Consider the following 19,396-nt stretch of genomic DNA (forward strand, 5'->3'; position numbering starts at 1 on the left):
ATTACTCATGAATTTTAGACTTTTACCAGAATGGGCCGAGCAAGACGCTGTTATGCTAACTTGGCCGCATAAAAACACCGATTGGGCTGAAAACTTAGCACGCGTTGAGCCTGTGTATGTAGCGCTTGCAAAACATATTACCGCAGTTCAACAGTTAGTTATTGTAGCGCACAGTGAGCCTGTAAAAGAGCATGTTATTGCGCTATTGCACGCCGCCAACGTCCCCTTAAACTGTGTTCACTTTGTAGTTACACCAACAAATGATACATGGGCACGCGATCACGGCCCCCTTACTTGCGCCGCTATAAATAACCCTAATCAGCTTAAAGTGTATGATTTTACCTTTAACGGTTGGGGTAATAAATTTGCAAGTAATTTAGATAATCAAATAAACCGTGTTTTAGTCAATGAGCTTAGCGATACAAATAATGACTACCAAGCAGTAGATATGGTGCTTGAAGGCGGTGGCATTGAAATAAACGAACACGGCGTATTACTTACTACCAGTGAATGTTTGCTCAATAAAAACCGCAACCCAAATTTAACCCCAAGTGACATTGCAACACTGTTAAAACAGCACTTAGGAGCAACTGACTTTTTATGGGTTGACCATGGTTATTTAGCGGGCGACGACACCGACAGCCACATAGACACGCTAGTTCGCTTTGCACCAAACAATACCCTTGTTTATGTACAGTGCGATGATAAAACCGATGAGCATTACAACGCGCTGCATGCGATGGAAAAACAGCTTCAAGGCTTTAAAACTACCGATAACACCCCATATAATTTAATTGCCTTACCTTGGCCCAAAGCAGTGTATGACGATGAGCAAACACGTTTGCCTGCTACCTATGCTAACTATTTAATTATTAATAATACGGTATTAGTACCAACGTACGATGATGTAAGCGATAAGCTCGCCTTAACGCAAATTCAACAAGCGTACCCAGAGCACACAATTGTGGGCATTAATTGCCTACCTATTATTGAACAATTTGGCAGTTTGCACTGTATAACAATGCAACTCCCACGTGGATTTTTAACTGGAGCAGCTCAATGACCAGCCCTGCAAAATTAACCGTTGCACTCGTACAACAAAGCAATAGCGATAATGCTGAGCAAAATATGGCAAAGTCGATTGCCGCAATTCGTGAAGCAGCCAACAAAGGCGCTAAATTAGTTGTGCTGCAAGAGCTACACCGTAGCCTGTACTTTTGCCAAACCGAAGATGTAGACGTGTTTGATTTAGCCGAAACCATTCCAGGCCCAAGCACGCATACTTTAGGTGAGCTGGCAAAAGAGTTAAGCATTGTAATTGTGGCGTCGTTATTTGAAAAGCGTGCTACCGGCCTTTATCACAATACCGCTGTAGTACTTGAAAATGACGGCAGTATTGCCGGTAAATACCGTAAAATGCATATTCCCGATGACCCTGGTTTTTACGAAAAATTTTACTTTACTCCAGGCGATTTAGGCTTTGAGCCAATTCAAACCTCAGTAGGTAAATTGGGCATATTAGTATGTTGGGATCAGTGGTTTCCTGAAGCTGCACGCTTAATGGCAATGGCCGGTGCTGAGCTACTTATTTATCCAACTGCAATAGGCTGGGATCCGCGTGATGATAGCGATGAACAAACCCGCCAAAAAGATGCGTGGGTTATTAGCCAGCGCGCCCATGCGATTGCCAATGGTGTACCGGTAATTAGTTGTAACCGCGTTGGAGTCGAGCAAGACCCAAGTGAGCAAAGCGAAGGGATTCAATTTTGGGGGAACTCTTTTATTGCAGGGCCACAAGGTGAATTACTTGCTGAGGCTAATAATACTGACGAGCAAATTTTAGTAATTGAGCTTGATCAACAGCGCAGCGAAAACGTAAGACGTATTTGGCCGTATTTACGCGACCGCAGAATTGATCACTACCAAGACTTAACAAAAATTTACCGCGATTAAATAAAATTACTTGGCCCTTATTACATAATAAATTAGGGCCAATTTATAAATGGAGTAATAAATGGCGTTTGAGCAATGGGCAGCCTTGCCTTGGGTGAAATCTCAAAAAGATAAAATTCAATGGGGGCAACTTAGCGGCAGCGGTTTAAGCATTGCTATTGCTGAGGGTGTAAAACAACAAGACAATTTAGTATTAATTGTAACCCCAGACACGCCAAGCGCCCTGCGCCTTGAAACCGAGCTAGAATATTTATTGCCCGACAACCCGGTAATGATATTTCCTGACTGGGAAACCCTGCCTTACGACCACTTTTCTCCTCATCAAGATATTATTTCTGCCCGTTTAGCCACTTTAAATACGCTCAAAAACGAGCAACAAAGTGTTTTAATTGTCCCTGTTTCTACCTTAATGCTGCGCACCGCCCCGGCTTCGTTTATTTATGGGTCCACAATTAACTTTAAGGTGGGTGATAAGCTCGATACTCATAATTTCAGAAATAATTTAGAACAAGCGGGTTATTTAAACGTACAGCAAGTAATGGAGCACGGCGAGTACGCCATTCGCGGCTCTATTGTCGACTTATACCCTATGGGCAGCCCGCATCCTTTTAGACTCGACTTTTTTGACGACGAGCTCGACAGCATTCGTTTATTTGATGTTGAAACCCAGCGCTCAGATGAAAAAGTAGATAAAATTGAACTGCTCCCGGCACACGAATTTCCCACTAACGAAGCCGACATTGAACGCTTTAGAATAGCGTACCGTGAGAAGTTTGGTGCCAGCGCGCAGCAAGACTCTGTTTACATGCAAGTGAGTAAAGGTAATTGGCCTGCCGGTATAGAATATTATATGCCACTGTTTTTCGAGCAACTGGCCACTATTTTTGATTACCTACCTGAAACCACAACGGTAATGCAGCTCGGTGATTTAGAACATGCCGCCGATAATTTTTGGCATGACGTAAACGTGCGCTATGAAAACCGCCGCGTAGACCCACTGCGTCCATTATTAGAGCCAAGCGCGCTGTATCAACCCATTAATGAATTGTTTGCTAATTTAGGGAATTATGCGCGTATTCGCTTATCTCAAGCAAAACTAGGTACAAAAGCAGGCAATAAAAATTTAACTGTTAGTGAATTACCTGTTATTCGCATTGATCATAAACAAAGCGAACCTTACGGTGCGTTTATAAACTATGTAGCGGCGCAAAAAAAGTACAAAGGCCGTATTTTACTAAGCGTAGAGTCGGATGGCCGGCGCGAGTCATTACTGGGAGTATTAAAACCTAGCGGCTTAAAGTTTAAAGAATTTACTAGTTTTGAGCAGTTTACAAAAAGCCAAAGCGACGTTGGCCTAATTGTTAGCCCACTGGAGCAAAGTGTTGTATTAGGTACTAAACCTAGTTTATCTATTATCACCGAACAAGAACTGCTTGGCATAAAAGTATCGCAGCGCCGTCGCCGTAAGCATAAATACCAAGCCAGCCAAGATGCACTAATTCGTAACTTAGCCGAACTTAAAGAAGGCCAACCTATTGTACATCTTGATCACGGCGTTGGTCGCTATCAAGGTTTGCAAACCATAGATGCCGCAGGCATTACCACTGAATTTGTTACCATTACTTACGCCAGTGAAGCAAAATTGTATGTACCGGTTTCGGCGCTGCATATGCTAAGTCGTTATTCGGGCGGCGAAGAAGCCAGTGCACCACTGCATAAACTTGGCTCAGATGCATGGGACAAAGCTAAAAAACGTGCTGCTGAAAAAGTGCGCGATGTAGCCGCTGAGTTACTTGATATTTACGCTCAGCGCCAAGCAAAACCAGGGAATAAATTTACCCTCGATGCCCCAGCTTATCGCCAATTTAGCGACAGCTTCCCGTTTGAAGAAACCGACGATCAACGCAATGCCATTGAAGCCGTATTAGGCGATATGCAATCAAAACAAGCCATGGACCGTTTAGTGTGTGGCGATGTAGGCTTTGGTAAAACCGAAGTCGCCATGCGCGCCGCATTTGTAGCTGTTAACGATAACAAACAAGTAGCTATTTTGGTGCCTACAACATTACTTGCCCAACAACACTTTGAAAACTTTAAAGACCGTTTTGCCGACTTTCCTATTGAGGTAGGTGTATTGTCGCGTTTTAACTCACCTAAAGAGCAAAAAGACACGCTTGAAAAAATGGCCAACGGCAAGCTCGATATTGTCATTGGTACTCATAAGCTGATCCAGGCTGATATTATATTTAACGATTTAGGCTTATTAATTGTTGATGAAGAACATCGCTTTGGGGTGCGCCAAAAGGAGAAGATTAAAGCGCTACGCGCCGATGTCGACATACTCACTTTAACTGCAACGCCTATCCCGCGTACCTTAAATATGGCCATGAGCGGTATGCGCGACTTATCTATTATTGCCACTCCACCTGCAAAGCGTTTAGCAGTAAAAACCTTTGTGCGCCAACGCGATGTAGAATTAATACGTGAAGCGGTACTTAGAGAAATTAAACGCGGTGGCCAAGTTTACTTTTTACATAATAACGTAGAGACAATTGAGCGCGTAGCACAAGAAATAAGTGAATGGGTGCCCGAGGCAAACGTAACCAGTGCACATGGGCAAATGCGCGAGCAAGAGCTTGAGCAAATAATGGCTGACTTTTACCACCAAAAATACAACGTATTAGTGTGTACCACTATAATAGAAACCGGTATTGACATACCAACTGCTAACACCATAATTATGGATAGAGCCGACAAACTAGGTTTAGCGCAGTTACATCAATTACGTGGACGTGTTGGTCGCAGCCATCACCAAGCTTATGCCTACTTATTAACAGGCGATCCTAAAGCTCTTTCTAAAGATGCAAGCAAACGCTTACAAGCAATAGAGTCATTAGAAGACTTAGGCGCAGGTTTTGCACTAGCAACCCACGATTTAGAAATTCGTGGTGCGGGTGAGCTTTTAGGTGATGATCAATCAGGACAAATGCAAACCATTGGCTTTAGCTTATACATGGAAATGCTTGAACAAGCAGTAAAAGCATTGCGAGAAGGCAAAGAGCCCACCCTTGAAAACCTCTTGCAAAAACAAACTGAGGTAGACTTAAAGCTACCGGCTTTATTACCCGATGATTATATTTACGATGTGAACGCACGTTTAGGTATGTACAAGCGCGTTGCTAGTTGTGCTAATGTTGCCGATATGGACGAATTGCAGGTAGAATTAATCGACCGCTTTGGCTTATTACCCGACGCGGCTAAAAACCTCTTTAGCCTGCAGCAATTAAAAATGCGAGCAAGTGATTTAGGTATAACAAAAATTGAGGCAAACCCGAAAGGTGGTTACTTTGAATTTAGCCAAAACACTAAGGTTAATCCTAGCTTCATCATAGGCTTGATACAAAGTGCACCGCGCGTGTACAAAATGGATGGCGCAAATAAACTGCGCTTTGTTATTAGCGAGGCAAATGCCCGCGAACGCTTGAAAATGGTCACTGCAATGCTTGCAGATTTCGAAAAAAAGGTTAGCCATTAATGTTGCTAAAAAAATCGCTTATTATTTTATGCTGCTTATTTAGCAGCACCGCAATTGCTGAGCGCTGGTTTGAAGTAGAAGTGCTGGTATTTAAACAACGCCCTGCTCCGTACTTACAAGAAGACTTTAGCCTTAAAAAACCAGCTATTGAAGATAAAAACACACTTGATTTACTCACCCCACTTTACACTGAGCAAGCTATGCAAGCGTGTATTGATGGCGATACACGCTTTGAAAAACGCTCTTTTACAGATTCTTTAGTTAACTCAAAACAGCAATCTGGGGTGTGTGATAACAGTATTGATTATTTAAAAAGTTATGAACACCTACCGGTAACACCGCTTGTAGCTGCACAAGATACAATGCAGCAAACATACCTTTTAGCACCAACACAACTGCAATTTAACAGCCAACGCCAAGCCCTAGAGCGCAAAGGGTTAACGCCACTATTACATACTGGCTGGCGTTTTGAAGGGGCAAGTAAGTCGCGTGCACCTAGCATGCATTTAATCGCTGGTGAGCATATTAAAAGTGCAGAGCCTAGCGCCCCAAGTTATGCAAACCCAGACTTTATTAGTTTGGTTAACTCGCAAGATTCCTTTTTTAATGCACCTAAAGAACCCACTATGAAGTGGGAACTCGACGGTTTATTTAAAATACATTTACGCCATTATTTATACATAACCGCTAATTTCGATATTAGCCAAAAGCACGATAGTGGTGAAATAGAAGCCGCTCGTTTTTCACAATTTAGACGAGTAATAAGTGAAGAAATACACTATTTTGATCACCCTAGAATGGGGATGATCGTCCAAATTAGAAAATTCAAACATTAATATGATGTTATTTAACACATAGGAAATAACAATGAAAAAACTCCTGATTATTGCAGCAACGCTAAGCCTAGCAGCGTGTTCTAAAGTAAATGTTGAGAACTACGAAAAAATAAAAATTGGTATGGATAAATCAGAAGTCGAAGTTTTTTTAGGAAGCGCTGATAACTGCGTAGAAAAAACACTGCATACCAACTGCGTTTGGGGTGACGATGCGAAAAATATTGAAATTATACTCGTATCAAACAAGGTAACTTTATTTACCAAAAAAGGGTTAGCAAACAACTAACGCTAACCCTTTAGAGGAATAACATGGGATGTAACCGGTTACAGCCTTTGTTATTCCTGCTTAGTACCGTCATCAGAGTAAATAAGTTCAATATTAACTATTTTACTGCGGTTCATGGTTATTTTATAACGCTGATACAGCTTTTTATCTCGCTCGGTTAGCACTAATACCATATTTAATTGATAACGCCGCTCTACAGCCTGCTTAGAAATCTTATTACTCTCAAGATGATATAACTTACCCTCACCTTTTTTAAGATAGCGAGAAAACGGCGCAAGGCTAAACTGCAGTGTTTGATGCAAACTATCGTAACCTGGTAAAAACTCTCGGGCATTTACACGTGTTTCGCTTGCAAAGTGTAACCACTGTGCAGCGAGCTTATTTTGTTGCCGGCGTTTGGAGAAAATAGCACGGACTTCTTTTGGAATATTTTTAAAGCGCGTATATTCCAACCAAATAAGCTGGCTCGCAACTTTGTCTTTGGTCACGCTATTTTTAAAAACAAACCGCCACTTAGGCCGCCCACGTACAATAGAGCGCCAAATAATTCGGGTTATATCTTCTTTAAATATTTCGCGAAGGCCATAAATAAGCCCCAATATTAAGATTAATGTTGCAGTAACTTCTGTAAAAGTAGCGCGTGCGTTGAGTATAACTATCATCACTAACGCCATAATTACAGCGGTTACCGAGCCCTTAACTAAACGTTTTAAATAACTATTAAGGTAGCGAGTTTGGCGGTTTAAAATTACACCATGTTCAATTAAACGCTGCAATAACCGCATTTTATTAGTAATGCGGTTTGCATCTTTAAGGGTTGATTCTGAATTATATTGTTGCTCTTCGCGATAGCTGCTTTCTGACTTACAAAAGTTAACTAAGTCGTTGCGCTCTTTTGCATAGTCACTACTGCGTGGTCCTTCATCGAGCAGTTTTAAAAACGACTGCTCTATTTGCCAACTAAGGTAGTTATCGGCATTGGTGTAAAATGAAATTAGCTTTTCATCTTCAGGGGTATAACGTCTTAGTTTTCTTAATAAGCTTTGGCTTTGCTCGCACAGCTCACCCGCCCGTTGATAAAATTCATCAGGGTCTTCTATTTTGAGGGTTTCTTTAATATCTGCATCAATAGCCAAGCGCACCTGATAACAATACAAATTGAGGTTTTGTCGGTAATCTCGCTGCTCACCTTTGTTTTTACTTACAAAACGGCTTCGCACTAGCGGTAAGTGAATATTATTGGCGTTATAAGCTAAATAAGATTTAAATTGATTATTAAAATAGGATTCTTCACTAAGGGTTTGTGCATTCACGCCCATTTCGTTGGGAATAGAAAAGTATAAATCAAGGCGTTGCTCTGAGCGTTGGCCCAGCTGCGGTTCAATAATAAAAGATAAATTTTCATCTTGCTTTAACAATTAAATCTCCTTGTAATATAGCTCCTTAGTGTACTTGCCTGAAGTATTTTGTTCAATAAAAAAGGCCTAGTAAAAACTAGGCCTTAAAATATTTATTCTGCTAATTAAAATTTAAAATTAACACTCGCAAAAATACGCGAACCAATTACATCGTATATCTCAGGAACTGTTCCCATATCATTACCACCTAATACAGACTCAGGCTCTTTATCAAAGATATTATTCATACCACCAGTAATGCGTAAATCATCACTTACGCTGTAGCTCATAGAAATATCATGATAAACAGTATTGTCAGTGCTAAAGAAGTCACCGTAATACTCGCCATCCATTCCTTTAACGAATCTTGCATTATAAAGAAAGCTTAAAGCTTCGCTTACATCGTAATTTACAGATAGATTTGATTTGATTTTAGCATAGCCACCGATATTGCCATCGATAGTGCCTGTGTAATCAATATCATCTTGTTCAAATTCGATTAAGTATGTTGTATCAAGGTTGATAGCATAGTTATCTGCTTTGTATGAGATATTCCAATCAACACCAGATGTTTTTTGCGAGCCAACATTTGTTAATGCTGAACTCATATTTGATAAATCACCTGTTGATGTAATATTGATTGATGAACATGACTCAAGCGTACCAGCAAAACAATTTCTCATTTCGTTCTGAACGTCTAGACGCGTAATTGCATCAGTTATATCAAACTTCCAGTAATCCATGGTGCTTGATAAGCCATCAGTAAGTTCCCATACCATACCAAAAGTAAATGACTTACTTTCTTCTGCTTTAAGGTTTTTGTCACTGGTGTAATTTACTTCGATTTGAGGGTCTTGCTCATTACCCCATGGATCTTCTAGGTAATCGAAAGAGCCTGAGTTACCACCAAAAAGCTCAGCAACATTAGGTGCTCTAAAACCAGTCGCTAATACAGAGCGAACCATAAACTCATCTGTTACGTTCCAAGTTGCACCAAGCTTCCACGTTGTTGCACCACCAAACGTTGAGTAGTTATCGTAACGTGCAGCACCTTCAATTGTTACTGACTCAAGCACTGGCATAGACGCTTCAAAATACACAGACTGTACTGAGTAATCACCTTCAGTTGGATCTTGTTGTGCCGCTGTACTTTCACCGCGTTGAGTGATCATATCTGGAGTGTAATAACCACTTTCAAATCTGTTTTCAACACCAATTGCATAACCAATATCGTTATCTGTTAGTGCACTGTAACCTGCAGCTAGAATAAACTGCTCGTTACCACCTTCATTTGACTCAGTGTAAATTGCACCATCTGACACTAACATATCGCGATTTAATGCATCGCCAGCAAACCAAAGCGCTTGATTAGCATAAATGCTTTGCTCAACATTGCTTGCATGGATAGAGTTTTGAACTTTATCTTTAGAATCATTACGGCCATAAGTAGCACTTACATCCCAGCTAGCGTCGTTATCTAACGTACCCGCTAATGCAACAGACGCTCTGTAGGTATCGGTTTTTTGCTCATAAATACGAGGACCTGCATCAACCATTCTGCGACGATACTCTAAGGTATCTGCAAGAGCACCCTTACCATCTACAAAAGCACTTGTATAAGCAGCATCTAAATTAGCTGTTTTTAAATCAATATTTGCTGGTTGTGGTGCAAGCTGTTGAGTCGAATCACGACGCGTATACATCAAATCAACATTAAATGTTGTATCTGAGTCTAACTCTTTATCAAAGCTAGTAAAAATACTGTACAAGTCGTTTGGTGTTTGTGCATAGCTAGAAGTCGTATAATCATAGCCTTTATTACGGTCTATAAAACCACCATTTCCATCTGGCATTTTACCACCAAGTGTTCCCTCTGGAATAAATGATGATTGACCTGGCTCTACAAAGCTTCTGTCTGATTGGATTATTTCGCCGCGGCTTGAATACTGCGCACCTACAACTAAATTACCTTCAGCAATTTGCATTCCGTGTAATAAACTTACACCGTAGTTATTGCCATCACCTTTTGTAGTGCGGCTACCTTCTACATTAACTTCTGAACCTTCAAAGTCTTTCTTGGTTATTATATTAACAACACCAGCGATAGCATCTGAACCGTATACTGCAGAAGCACCATCTTTTAAAATTTCAATAGACTTAATCATTGCAACTGGAATCGTATTTAAATCAACAGAAGAATCTGCACCGGTTCCAGATGAAACCATACGACGACCATTTAATAATACTAGAGTACGCTGAGAGCCCATACCACGTAGGTTTACAGTAGCAGTACCACCTGAACCATTATTACTCGAACCACCTAAGCTCATCCCTGCCGCTGATGGTTGATTAGAAAGCACGTCTGCAACTGATGTGTAACCACTTTTTGCAATAAAGTCATCGCCTATAACTGTAATAGGGCTAGCCGTTTCCATATCTGTACGGTTAATACGAGAGCCTGTTACTTGAATTTTTTCAATTGACTTTGCCGCTTCGTCAGCCGCTAAAACTTGCACACTTGAGAACATTGGAATAGCAGCGATAACCGCTAAGCCAAGAGTTGATTTTTTCATGGATGAACCCTACTTGTTGAAAATTTACCTAAATGGTAATGCTCACTTTTATAAGAATTGTGAGTCAGAAAACAGCAACTTAGGCGTGATTAACTGAACAAAAACTTAACGAAAGGCCAATTAAAAACCAACTAAAAAACACAACACCCAAAAAAGGTACAAACGTTACACTATGTTTCCTTGTTAATTAATAAATACACTTCAAAATCAATACACTAAATGCATTGCGCTACATTAAAAGCACAGGTGAAATCAAACTAATGGACTTTGTAATTAAATGTAATTAACTCAACAATGTACCTTTAACCGGTAATTTAACAAGTTAATCACAGTAGGTTATTAAAACCGTAAAACTAGATGTTAATTGATAACTATATTTATGCGCTTTGAGTAATTAATTAGTCTGATTTAACGCATATGTAGCTTTTAAAGGAGAGATTTTTTATTCAGCCAAGATTAAACAAGTAAACTATTCACCAATTTAATGAAGCAATGATTGCCTCAAACCTAGTAGTACACTTAATTAACCAAATACCATTGATGCATTTTTCGAAATTAAAAAGAGAAAGTAAAAATTACAAAAGGCAGGAGTGCTAAGTGCTAGCTAAAATGATGTGAGTGTACGAAGTACTCTTATTGTAGGCTTAATCTTCTTGCGCTAAAGCTAACCCTCTGCGGATTTAGCTTTTCTGCGCCAAGAAATAAAAAGTAACGCTTAACTTAAAGAGAGTAAGCACAACTAAACTGATCTCAACCAGAATGCTTATCTCCCTGCTGCAAATTAAGCGAGCTACTTAATAAGCAATATAAGCAATGGCATGTTTAGTAAGTAACGTAAAAATAATAATATACCGAGTTGCTTTGCTGTGTTACCTCATCGGTTACGTTAAGGATTAATTTCCACAGCATATTTTTTTCAGCGCAAATACCTACCATAGTTTCACTTTGCCAAGTGTTGCCATGGCGCTTAAATTGCTGAGGAATATACCCCATATACATAGTTACGCCTTCAAGTTTTGCATTCGTAATAACATGCCCTTTAGGTAACTCGGCAAATATGGAGAATGGTGTTTCAGGGGATAAATCACCATCGCTAAGCCACACTTTAACGCCATTTGGAAAAGTACAGGCTAAACCGGCTTCGCAAGCAAGGTTTTTTAATTGTTGTGTATCGCTGGTTTTTGAATAATCACACGCAACTAAAAAAATTAGTAAAAAAAACAAACATACTCTATATATATACATGTGGCAGGTACTCACAATCCAAAAAATAATGGCTGGCACTAATTTAATAGTCACAAGGTCAAATCACACTTTTATTACAAATAACGTACAATTCACCTCAAAAAGTAAACAGCAAGCTAGTAAAGTTTGATTGATGTCATAATATTATGTAATTGACCTATCTTTTTTAAGCCAAAAATTTTATCATTTCAACCGCAAAAAAATAAGGGTTTCTCGAGTCTGTTTTCTAAAATAATCGCATTTTTAATGTTTTAGATGGCAAGCTTGTGAAGTAATAGTAGGCCCCACTTTTTTTAGGTGGGTAATTCATTTCTAAACGCATTTATTGCAGCGGAAGCCAGAAAATGAGCCAGACAGTAGCATCACACACTGAGTACAACTATAAAGTTGTACGCCAATTCGCTATTATGACAGTGATTTGGGGCATCGTTGGCATGAGTATTGGGGTTCTGATTGCTGCCCAACTAGCTTGGCCAGCACTTAACTTTGATACACCATGGTTAACATACTCTCGACTTCGTCCGTTACACACGAACGCAGTTATTTTCGCATTTGGTACAAGTGCACTTTTTGCGACGTCTTATTACGTCGTTCAACGTACCTGTCAAACGCGCCTTCTTTCAGATAAATTAGCAGCTTTTACCTTTTGGGGTTGGCAGCTTGTTATTGTGCTTGCTGTTATTACACTACCTTTGGGTATTACAAGTTCTAAAGAATATGCAGAACTTGAGTGGCCAATTGATATTTTAATAGCCGTTGTATGGGTAACTTATGCCGTAGTATTTATGGGCACAATCGCAAAGCGTAAAGTGTCTCATATATATGTAGCTAACTGGTTCTATGCTGGCTTTATCATTACGGTTGCTGTACTTCATATTGTAAACAGTATGGCTGTACCTGTGTCGTTAACTAAATCGTATTCCATTTATGCTGGTGCAGTTGATGCAATGGTACAGTGGTGGTACGGACACAATGCCGTTGGCTTTTTATTAACAGCTGGCTTTTTAGGTATGATGTATTACTTTGTACCAAAACAAGCAGGCCGTCCGGTTTACTCTTACCGCTTATCAGTGGTTCACTTTTGGGCGCTTATTTCGCTTTATATTTGGGCAGGCCCTCATCACCTTCACTACACTGCGCTTCCTGATTGGACGCAAAGTTTAGGTATGGTTATGTCTATTATCCTATTCGTTCCATCTTGGGGTGGCATGATTAACGGTATTATGACGTTGTCTGGTGCATGGCATAAGCTTCGTACTGACCCTGTTTTACGTTTCTTAGTTGTTTCATTATCTTTTTACGGTATGTCTACGTTTGAAGGTCCAATGATGGCAATTAAATCTGTAAACGCGCTTTCTCATTACACCGACTGGACTGTAGGACACGTTCACTCAGGTGCATTAGGTTGGGTTGCAATGATATCTATCGGCGCTATTTACCACTTAATCCCTGCGCTATTCTCGCAAGGTCGTATGTACAGCGTTAAATTAATTAACACACATTTTTGGTTACACACTGTTGGTGTTGTTTTATACATAGTAGCAATGTGGATCTCAGGTGTAATGCAAGGTCTAATGTGGCGTGCAGTTAACTCTGATGGCACATTAATGTATAGCTTTGTACAGTCTTTAGAGGCGTCTCATCCTTTCTATGTTATACGCTTTATTGGTGGTGTGTTCATCGTAGTAGGTATGCTAGTTATGGCTTATAACGTTTATCGTACAGTGGCAGCGAAGAATGATTCGCTGCAATTAGACGAACAAGCACAATTAGCATAACGGAGTGAGATAATGAGCAATAAAAATTCACAAAACAAACACGAAATAGTCGAAAAAAACATTGGCCTTATGGCTATCTTGACCGTTTTCGCAATTAGCTTTGGTGCATTAGTTGAAATTACTCCGCTAATGTTTCAAGACGATACAACTAAACCAGTTGACGGACTACGTCCGTTAACGGCACTTGAAATGGAAGGCCGAGATCTATATGTACGTGAGGGTTGTTCTAACTGTCACTCACAAATGATCCGCCCTTTTCGTGACGAAGTTGAGCGTTATGGCCACTATTCGGTTGCTGGTGAATCTGTTTGGGATCACCCTTTCCTTTGGGGTTCTAAACGTACTGGTCCTGACTTAGCTCGTGTAGGCAAACGTTATTCGGATGACTGGCATTATGCTCACTTAGTTGACCCACGTGCTGTGGTTCCTGAGTCGAACATGCCAGGCTTTCCTTGGTTAGCAGAGAATACGCTTGATACAAGCTTGACTTTGAATAAACTTAAAATTTTCCGTGACACATTTGGAATCGATAGCCGTACCGACCGTTACGATGGTTTAGGTTACGGTAGTGATGAAGAATTAATCGCTGATGTTGCCAAAGTTGATGCAATGAATGACGGTAAAGGTGCAACAGAAATGCAAGCCCTTATCGCTTATTTGCAACAGCTTGGCACCCACTTGAAGTAACTAATTATGGATTATGGGACATACAGAGGCATTTTAACTCTGGTAATTTTAGTACTATTTATTGTGATTGTTGCTTGGGCATACAGCAAACGTAGTAAAACACGTTTTAAAGACGCTGCTAATGTTATTTTCGAAGATGAAAAAAAACACAACAATACGCTCTCTAACGAGGAAAAGGGGTCTGAGAAATGACTAGCTTTTGGAGTATTTGGGTTATTGTATTAACCCTATCATGTTTGTTCATTTTGTTTGGTTTACTCGTGTGGAATTTAAAAAACTACGCTGGTGTACCTGAAGGTGAAAGCTGCGGACATGTATATGATGGAATTGAAGAGCTAAATAATCCACTACCTAAGTGGTGGACTTACATGTTCTTTGCAACATTTATTTGGTCTGTTTATTACTTAGCAGCTTACCCAGGTTTAGGTAACTGGGAAGGGTTAGGTAAGTGGACTAGTTCTAACCAAGGTATTACTTCTTTGGCTGAGTCTAAAGAAGCAGTAGAACTTGCTAAAGAAGAAGGTCGCTTTGTAAAACTGGACGCTGAGTACCGCGTTGCAGATGCACGTTTTGGTCCTATTTTTAATGAACTGGCACAAATACCTGTAGTAAAATTGGTTGAGTCTAAATTTGAAGGTGACGCAGCACAGCAAGTTGCACTTGAAAATGGTGAAAAACATGCCGAGACACAAGGTCAGCTAGCAATTGAAATTGGCCAACGTCTTTTTGCACAAAACTGTTCTCAGTGTCATGGTTCTGACGCGCGTGGTGGTACTGGCTTTCCTAACCTAACTGATAATGATTGGTTATATGGCGGCACACCCGATAAAATTAAAGAAACATTACTTTACGGGCGTATAGCAGCAATGCCACCTTGGGGTGCTGCATTAGGTGAGCAAGGCGTTAAAGAAATGACCGCTCATGTACTTAGCCTTTCAGGTCGTACTGTAAACCAAAAAGACGCTGCTGCCGGCGAAGCTAAGTGGGCTATGTGTGCTGCATGTCATGGTGCTGACGGTAAAGGCTCTGTTGCACACAACTTACCCTTTGGTGCACCTAACCTAACCGACAACGTTTGGTTATATGGTGGTTCTCAACGTGCTGTTGAAGAAACACTTAACCATGGTCGTGCCGGTGTAATGCCAGCGTGGAAAGATATTTTAGGTGAAGATAAAATACACCTACTAACGGCTTACGTTTACAGCTTATCTCAAGCTAAATAGTTACACCGTTAACGAATATTTAATCTTTTAAATTCAATAGATTAATCCAGATCAAAAAAGCCTCCACTCGGAGGCTTTTTTTTAGTCTTTTACAAATATTTATTATAGTATAGCCGCATCTTCATTTTATTTTAGAGTAACTATGCAACCTACTCCGTGGTATAAAAATTTTTGGCCTTGGTTTTTAATCTTTTTTCCCTCTGCTGCAATTATTGGCTGCATTAGCTTATTCTTTACCGCCATAGGCAATGGCCCTGATATGGTGGTAGATGACTACTATAAAAAAGGCAAAGCAATTAACTTAGAGCTTACTAAGTTTGATAAGGCAAAAGCTTTATACTTACATGGCGAGCTGAATGTTACCAGTGAGCGCGTTGGTTTTAAATTTACCAAAGGCGATACGAGCAACATACATGCATTAAAACTGTCGTTTTATCATCGTACAATTAAAGCGCATGACTTTGAAGCCACGCTAACGCCTAATGCTAATCAAGAATTTACCGCATTACTTGACGGGTTTACCGACGGTGCTTATTCGGTATTTATTGAGCCTATTGATGGTAGCTGGAAGCTAAAAGAAAACATTACCTTACCAACCACCCTTGCTGTTTTAGTTACGCCTAATTATAAGTAGTATTTAGTATGTCTATAAATTGCTTTCATTGCCTTGAAAGTGTACCTAACGGGTTTAGCGCACACGTAGTAATTGATAATAAATCTCAGCCAATGTGTTGCATTGGCTGCCAAGCCGTTGCGCAAAACATTATTGATCAAGGTATGACCGACTATTATAAATATCGTACCGTTCAAGCTGGTAAAGTAGAGCAGTTAGTACCAGAGCAACTCGCCTTTATTAAAAGCTACGACAATGAAGATATTCAAGACGAATTTATAACGACCAATGACAACTTCTCAGAAGTATTGCTCAGCGTAGAAGGTATAACCTGCGCAGCTTGTGCATGGCTTATAGAAAAGCAATTACTCAGTTTAAAAACAGTAAAGCGTGTTGATGTTAATACCTCAACTAACCGCGCTATGGTGCAATGGGATAAAACCGCCACCCCATTGAGCGAAATTATTACTAGCCTTGCTAAAATTGGCTATAAAGCCTATCCGTTTCAGTCCGACTTAGAAGCACAGCAAAAACAGCAAACCGCAAAAGCCTATATTCGCCGCTTAGGTGTAGCCGGTTTAATGACCATGCAAGTGATGATGTTTGCCTTTGCTATGTACTTTGGCATGTTCTCCGGTATGGACAGTAATTTTGAGGAATACTTTAGGTGGATCAGCCTCGTTTTAGCTTCTCCGGTTATTTTATATAGCGCACTGCCCTTTTTAAGTAATGCCATTAATGGTTTAAAAGCAAAACAGCTTAATATGGACTTACCCGTCTCGCTGGCTATTTTTGGTGCTTACGGCGCAAGTTCTTACGCCACAATTATGAATGTTGGCGAGGTGTACTTTGAATCGGTATGTATGTTCACCTTTTTATTATTATTAGGTAAATATCTAGAATTTAGAGCACGATTAAAAGCCAGTGAATTTACAGCTAACTTACAAAAGTTATTGCCACTAACCGCCCGTACTCTCGATGCAAATGGGCAAGAACATATTATTGCCGCTAAAAAGCTTAAATTAAACGATATTATTCTAATTAAAGCCGGCGAAACCATTCCTGCCGATGGAATTTTAATTAAAGGTAAAACCAGCGTTGATGAATCAATGATGACCGGAGAGCACCTGCCGGTTAATAAGTTTATTAATCACAGTGTTTACGCCGGCACAGTCAATCATGACGGTATTATTGAAATAAAAATCAATAAAATAGGTCAAAGCACGCTGCTAAATCAAATAATTCGCCTACAACACAATGCACTTAGCAAACGCCCTAAACTAGTAGAAATTACAGATAAAGTTGCCCAATGGTTTGTAGCCGTGTTACTTATATTTGCATCGATAACGGCATTTGGCTGGTATCAAATTGCCCCTGAGCAAGCATTTTGGATCACTATTTCTGTACTCGTGGCTACTTGTCCTTGCGCGCTAAGCTTAGCTATTCCAACCGCATTAACCTGTTCGGTAGCCAACCTTACTCGTAAAGGTATTTTAATAAAACAAGCGCATGTGCTCGAAACTTTATCTAAAATCACTTTATTCGCATTTGATAAAACCGGCACGCTAACCCAAGGACGCTTTAGCTTAGATGCGGTCGATATACTCAGTGAAGAGTACACTAAAAACCAAGTGCTTGAGATTGCAGCCCAACTAGAGAGCTATTCAGAGCACCCAATTGCCCGTGCGTTTAGCCAATATAAAGTACCAGGGCATAAACTTAACGACATTCAATTACATCCGGGCAAAGGGATCAGTGCACAGCATAACGACACCCATTATGCTATTGGTAAAAGTGGCTGGTTTAATAGTAAAAAAACTAACGCGCAAGCAACTTTGTATATTAATCAGCAACCTATTGCCCGTTTTTACTTTGTCGATAAAATAAAAGATGATGCGAGTACGTTAATTAACGCTCTACACACACATAAGTTAACGTGTCATATGCTTACTGGCGATGCGTCTGATGCGGGGCAACGTATAGCTAAAAAACTTAAATTACACAGCGTGCAATCGGGCTGTAGCCCTAAAGACAAACAAACAGCGGTTGAGCAATGGTCAACACAAGGTGAAGTGGTTGCCATGGTAGGTGATGGGGTAAACGACAGCCCTGTATTTGCCAGCGCGCACTTATCAATCGCCATGGAAACTGGGGCCGATATTTCAAAAAATAGCGCCGATGTGGTTTTGCTCAATAGCGATTTAGCCTCAATCGAGCACCTATTAATAGTTGCCAAAAAAACTAGGCGTATTATTAAACAAAACTTAACTTTGTCTTTATTGTATAATGGCTCAATATTACCGTTAGCTGCAATGGGGCTGGTAGCGCCTTGGATGGCTGTTATTGGTATGTCGACCAGCTCAATTATTGTGATATGCAACTCATTAAGGCTGTTAAAGTTATGAGCATAATTTACATTTTAGTTCCTATCGCTATTTTATTTGTACTAATAGCTATAGGAGTATTTTTTTGGGCAGTAAAAGGCGAGCAATTTTCTGATTTAAATAAACAAGGCCATAGTATCTTGTTTGAAGATGACAAAGAGCAGCATAACAAAAGTAATGATTGACCCTATTTTTGTCAGTGCTTTTTTTATGGGCCTAATTGGCAGCGGCCATTGCATTGCAATGTGTGGTGGCATAGCCAGCTCATTGCAATTAGCCAGTAATAAACGCCAAACCCTCATTTACTCTTTTGCTTATAATATAGGCCGAGCGCTGAGTTACATGCTTGCAGGCGCATTAGTGGCAGGCATTAGCAGTAAATTTGCCACACAAAACTCTGTTTTTGCATTATCACTGTCTTTTATAGCAGGCATTTTTATGTTGTTGGTAGGGGTATATATAATGCGCTTAGCAGCTACCTTACAATGGCTCGAAAAAGTAGGTAAAACCTTAGTTTGGCAACACCTAGTTAAATTTAATAAATATTTAATGCCGATTAACTCGCCATTTAAAGCACTTGGATACGGCGCTTTATGGGGCTGGTTACCCTGTGGTTTAGTTTATTCAGCACTTACTTGGGCCATGACCAGCGCAAATGCGCTTGATGGTGCATTAGTAATGCTGTGTTTTGCACTAGGCACCTTTCCCGCGATGATCACAATAGGCGTTAGTGCAAAAAAACTGAGCACCCTATTTAATCACCCTTGGACGCGAATAATATTAGGCAGCGTAATAATTTGGTATGGTATTTATTTACTGATCATTGCAACAGATAAGCTTGTGCATTAACATTGATCATATTGTGGCTTGAATTTTAACGGATTGA

16 protein-coding genes are annotated in these 19,396 nt (G+C 40.1%); 13 read left to right on the plus strand and 3 right to left on the minus strand.

Features of this window, described 5'->3' with window-relative positions:
- Positions 1–7: 7 nt before the first annotated feature.
- From J5X91_RS01195 to J5X91_RS01215, 5 genes are all read left to right on the plus strand, one after another.
- Positions 8–1,063, plus strand: coding sequence for an agmatine deiminase family protein (locus J5X91_RS01195; protein ID WP_208833894.1), 1,056 nt, complete (start codon positions 8–10; stop codon positions 1,061–1,063).
- The gene (locus tag J5X91_RS01200) at positions 1,060–1,953 is read left to right on the plus strand and encodes a carbon-nitrogen hydrolase (protein WP_208833895.1); all 894 of its coding nucleotides are present in this window, start codon (positions 1,060–1,062) and stop codon (positions 1,951–1,953) included. The genes J5X91_RS01195 and J5X91_RS01200 overlap by 4 nt, the downstream gene beginning before the upstream one ends.
- A 61-nt stretch (positions 1,954–2,014) precedes the next feature.
- Complete coding sequence (gene mfd, locus J5X91_RS01205; protein WP_208833896.1) at positions 2,015–5,488, plus strand: transcription-repair coupling factor; 3,474 nt, start codon at positions 2,015–2,017, stop codon at positions 5,486–5,488.
- Complete coding sequence (locus J5X91_RS01210) at positions 5,488–6,324, plus strand: peptidoglycan binding protein CsiV (RefSeq protein ID WP_197108122.1); 837 nt, start codon at positions 5,488–5,490, stop codon at positions 6,322–6,324. The genes mfd and J5X91_RS01210 overlap by 1 nt, the downstream gene beginning before the upstream one ends.
- Before the next feature lie 31 nt (positions 6,325–6,355).
- Positions 6,356–6,610, plus strand: coding sequence for a DUF3862 domain-containing protein (locus J5X91_RS01215; RefSeq protein WP_086994927.1), 255 nt, complete (start codon positions 6,356–6,358; stop codon positions 6,608–6,610).
- 50 nt (positions 6,611–6,660) lie between these two features.
- On the opposite strand, the gene J5X91_RS01220 is transcribed toward J5X91_RS01215, so the two are convergent.
- The 3 genes from J5X91_RS01220 to J5X91_RS01230 all read right to left on the minus strand — a co-directional run bounded on the left by J5X91_RS01220 (position 6,661) and on the right by J5X91_RS01230 (position 11,825).
- Positions 6,661–8,028: a hypothetical protein gene (locus tag J5X91_RS01220; protein ID WP_208833897.1), complete on the minus strand. Its 1,368-nt coding sequence runs from the start codon at positions 8,026–8,028 to the stop codon at positions 6,661–6,663.
- Between the two features lie 104 nt (positions 8,029–8,132).
- Positions 8,133–10,580 carry a TonB-dependent receptor gene (locus tag J5X91_RS01225; RefSeq protein ID WP_208833898.1) on the minus strand — a complete coding sequence of 816 codons (2,448 nt, stop codon included), beginning with the start codon at positions 10,578–10,580 and terminating at the stop codon, positions 8,133–8,135.
- Between the two features lie 822 nt (positions 10,581–11,402).
- The gene (locus J5X91_RS01230) at positions 11,403–11,825 is read right to left on the minus strand and encodes a hypothetical protein (RefSeq protein ID WP_182683372.1); all 423 of its coding nucleotides are present in this window, start codon (positions 11,823–11,825) and stop codon (positions 11,403–11,405) included.
- Between the two features lie 344 nt (positions 11,826–12,169).
- Between J5X91_RS01230 and ccoN the strand changes: the two genes are divergently transcribed.
- The 8 genes from ccoN to J5X91_RS01270 all read left to right on the plus strand — a co-directional run bounded on the left by ccoN (position 12,170) and on the right by J5X91_RS01270 (position 19,359).
- Positions 12,170–13,603: a cytochrome-c oxidase, cbb3-type subunit I gene (gene ccoN, locus J5X91_RS01235; protein ID WP_011328517.1), complete on the plus strand. Its 1,434-nt coding sequence runs from the start codon at positions 12,170–12,172 to the stop codon at positions 13,601–13,603.
- A 12-nt stretch (positions 13,604–13,615) separates the two neighbouring features.
- On the plus strand, positions 13,616–14,290 hold the full coding sequence (gene ccoO / locus J5X91_RS01240; protein WP_011328518.1) for a cytochrome-c oxidase, cbb3-type subunit II: 675 nt from the start codon (positions 13,616–13,618) through the stop codon (positions 14,288–14,290).
- Between the two features lie 6 nt (positions 14,291–14,296).
- Positions 14,297–14,482, plus strand: coding sequence for a cbb3-type cytochrome c oxidase subunit 3 (locus tag J5X91_RS01245; RefSeq protein WP_011328519.1), 186 nt, complete (start codon positions 14,297–14,299; stop codon positions 14,480–14,482).
- Positions 14,479–15,513: a c-type cytochrome gene (locus tag J5X91_RS01250; protein ID WP_011328520.1), complete on the plus strand. Its 1,035-nt coding sequence runs from the start codon at positions 14,479–14,481 to the stop codon at positions 15,511–15,513. The genes J5X91_RS01245 and J5X91_RS01250 overlap by 4 nt, the downstream gene beginning before the upstream one ends.
- Positions 15,514–15,655: 142 nt before the next feature.
- Positions 15,656–16,147: a FixH family protein gene (locus J5X91_RS01255; RefSeq protein ID WP_011328521.1), complete on the plus strand. Its 492-nt coding sequence runs from the start codon at positions 15,656–15,658 to the stop codon at positions 16,145–16,147.
- An 8-nt stretch (positions 16,148–16,155) separates the two neighbouring features.
- Positions 16,156–18,531: a heavy metal translocating P-type ATPase gene (locus J5X91_RS01260; RefSeq protein ID WP_193038388.1), complete on the plus strand. Its 2,376-nt coding sequence runs from the start codon at positions 16,156–16,158 to the stop codon at positions 18,529–18,531.
- Positions 18,528–18,695: a cbb3-type cytochrome oxidase assembly protein CcoS gene (gene ccoS, locus J5X91_RS01265; RefSeq protein WP_008109812.1), complete on the plus strand. Its 168-nt coding sequence runs from the start codon at positions 18,528–18,530 to the stop codon at positions 18,693–18,695. The genes J5X91_RS01260 and ccoS overlap by 4 nt, the downstream gene beginning before the upstream one ends.
- The gene (locus tag J5X91_RS01270; RefSeq protein WP_041454477.1) at positions 18,688–19,359 is read left to right on the plus strand and encodes a sulfite exporter TauE/SafE family protein; all 672 of its coding nucleotides are present in this window, start codon (positions 18,688–18,690) and stop codon (positions 19,357–19,359) included. Before ccoS ends, J5X91_RS01270 begins: the two co-directional genes overlap by 8 nt.
- Positions 19,360–19,396: the final 37 nt, after the last annotated feature.

Source organism: Pseudoalteromonas sp. K222D (assembly GCF_017653575.1).
Lineage (GTDB): Bacteria > Pseudomonadota > Gammaproteobacteria > Enterobacterales > Alteromonadaceae > Pseudoalteromonas > Pseudoalteromonas nigrifaciens.

Coding starts and splice junctions, on each gene's coding strand:
- J5X91_RS01230 (WP_182683372.1), bottom strand. CDS start 11,825: ATGTATATATATAGAGTATGTTTGTTTTTTTTACTAATTTTTTTAGTT.
- J5X91_RS01225 (WP_208833898.1), bottom strand. CDS start 10,580: ATGAAAAAATCAACTCTTGGCTTAGCGGTTATCGCTGCTATTCCAATG.
- J5X91_RS01245 (WP_011328519.1), top strand. CDS start 14,297: ATGGATTATGGGACATACAGAGGCATTTTAACTCTGGTAATTTTAGTA.
- ccoO (WP_011328518.1), top strand. CDS start 13,616: ATGAGCAATAAAAATTCACAAAACAAACACGAAATAGTCGAAAAAAAC.
- J5X91_RS01215 (WP_086994927.1), top strand. CDS start 6,356: ATGAAAAAACTCCTGATTATTGCAGCAACGCTAAGCCTAGCAGCGTGT.
- ccoS (WP_008109812.1), top strand. CDS start 18,528: ATGAGCATAATTTACATTTTAGTTCCTATCGCTATTTTATTTGTACTA.
- J5X91_RS01270 (WP_041454477.1), top strand. CDS start 18,688: ATGATTGACCCTATTTTTGTCAGTGCTTTTTTTATGGGCCTAATTGGC.
- J5X91_RS01195 (WP_208833894.1), top strand. CDS start 8: ATGAATTTTAGACTTTTACCAGAATGGGCCGAGCAAGACGCTGTTATG.
- ccoN (WP_011328517.1), top strand. CDS start 12,170: ATGAGCCAGACAGTAGCATCACACACTGAGTACAACTATAAAGTTGTA.
- J5X91_RS01200 (WP_208833895.1), top strand. CDS start 1,060: ATGACCAGCCCTGCAAAATTAACCGTTGCACTCGTACAACAAAGCAAT.
- J5X91_RS01260 (WP_193038388.1), top strand. CDS start 16,156: ATGTCTATAAATTGCTTTCATTGCCTTGAAAGTGTACCTAACGGGTTT.
- J5X91_RS01210 (WP_197108122.1), top strand. CDS start 5,488: ATGTTGCTAAAAAAATCGCTTATTATTTTATGCTGCTTATTTAGCAGC.
- J5X91_RS01250 (WP_011328520.1), top strand. CDS start 14,479: ATGACTAGCTTTTGGAGTATTTGGGTTATTGTATTAACCCTATCATGT.
- mfd (WP_208833896.1), top strand. CDS start 2,015: ATGGCGTTTGAGCAATGGGCAGCCTTGCCTTGGGTGAAATCTCAAAAA.
- J5X91_RS01255 (WP_011328521.1), top strand. CDS start 15,656: ATGCAACCTACTCCGTGGTATAAAAATTTTTGGCCTTGGTTTTTAATC.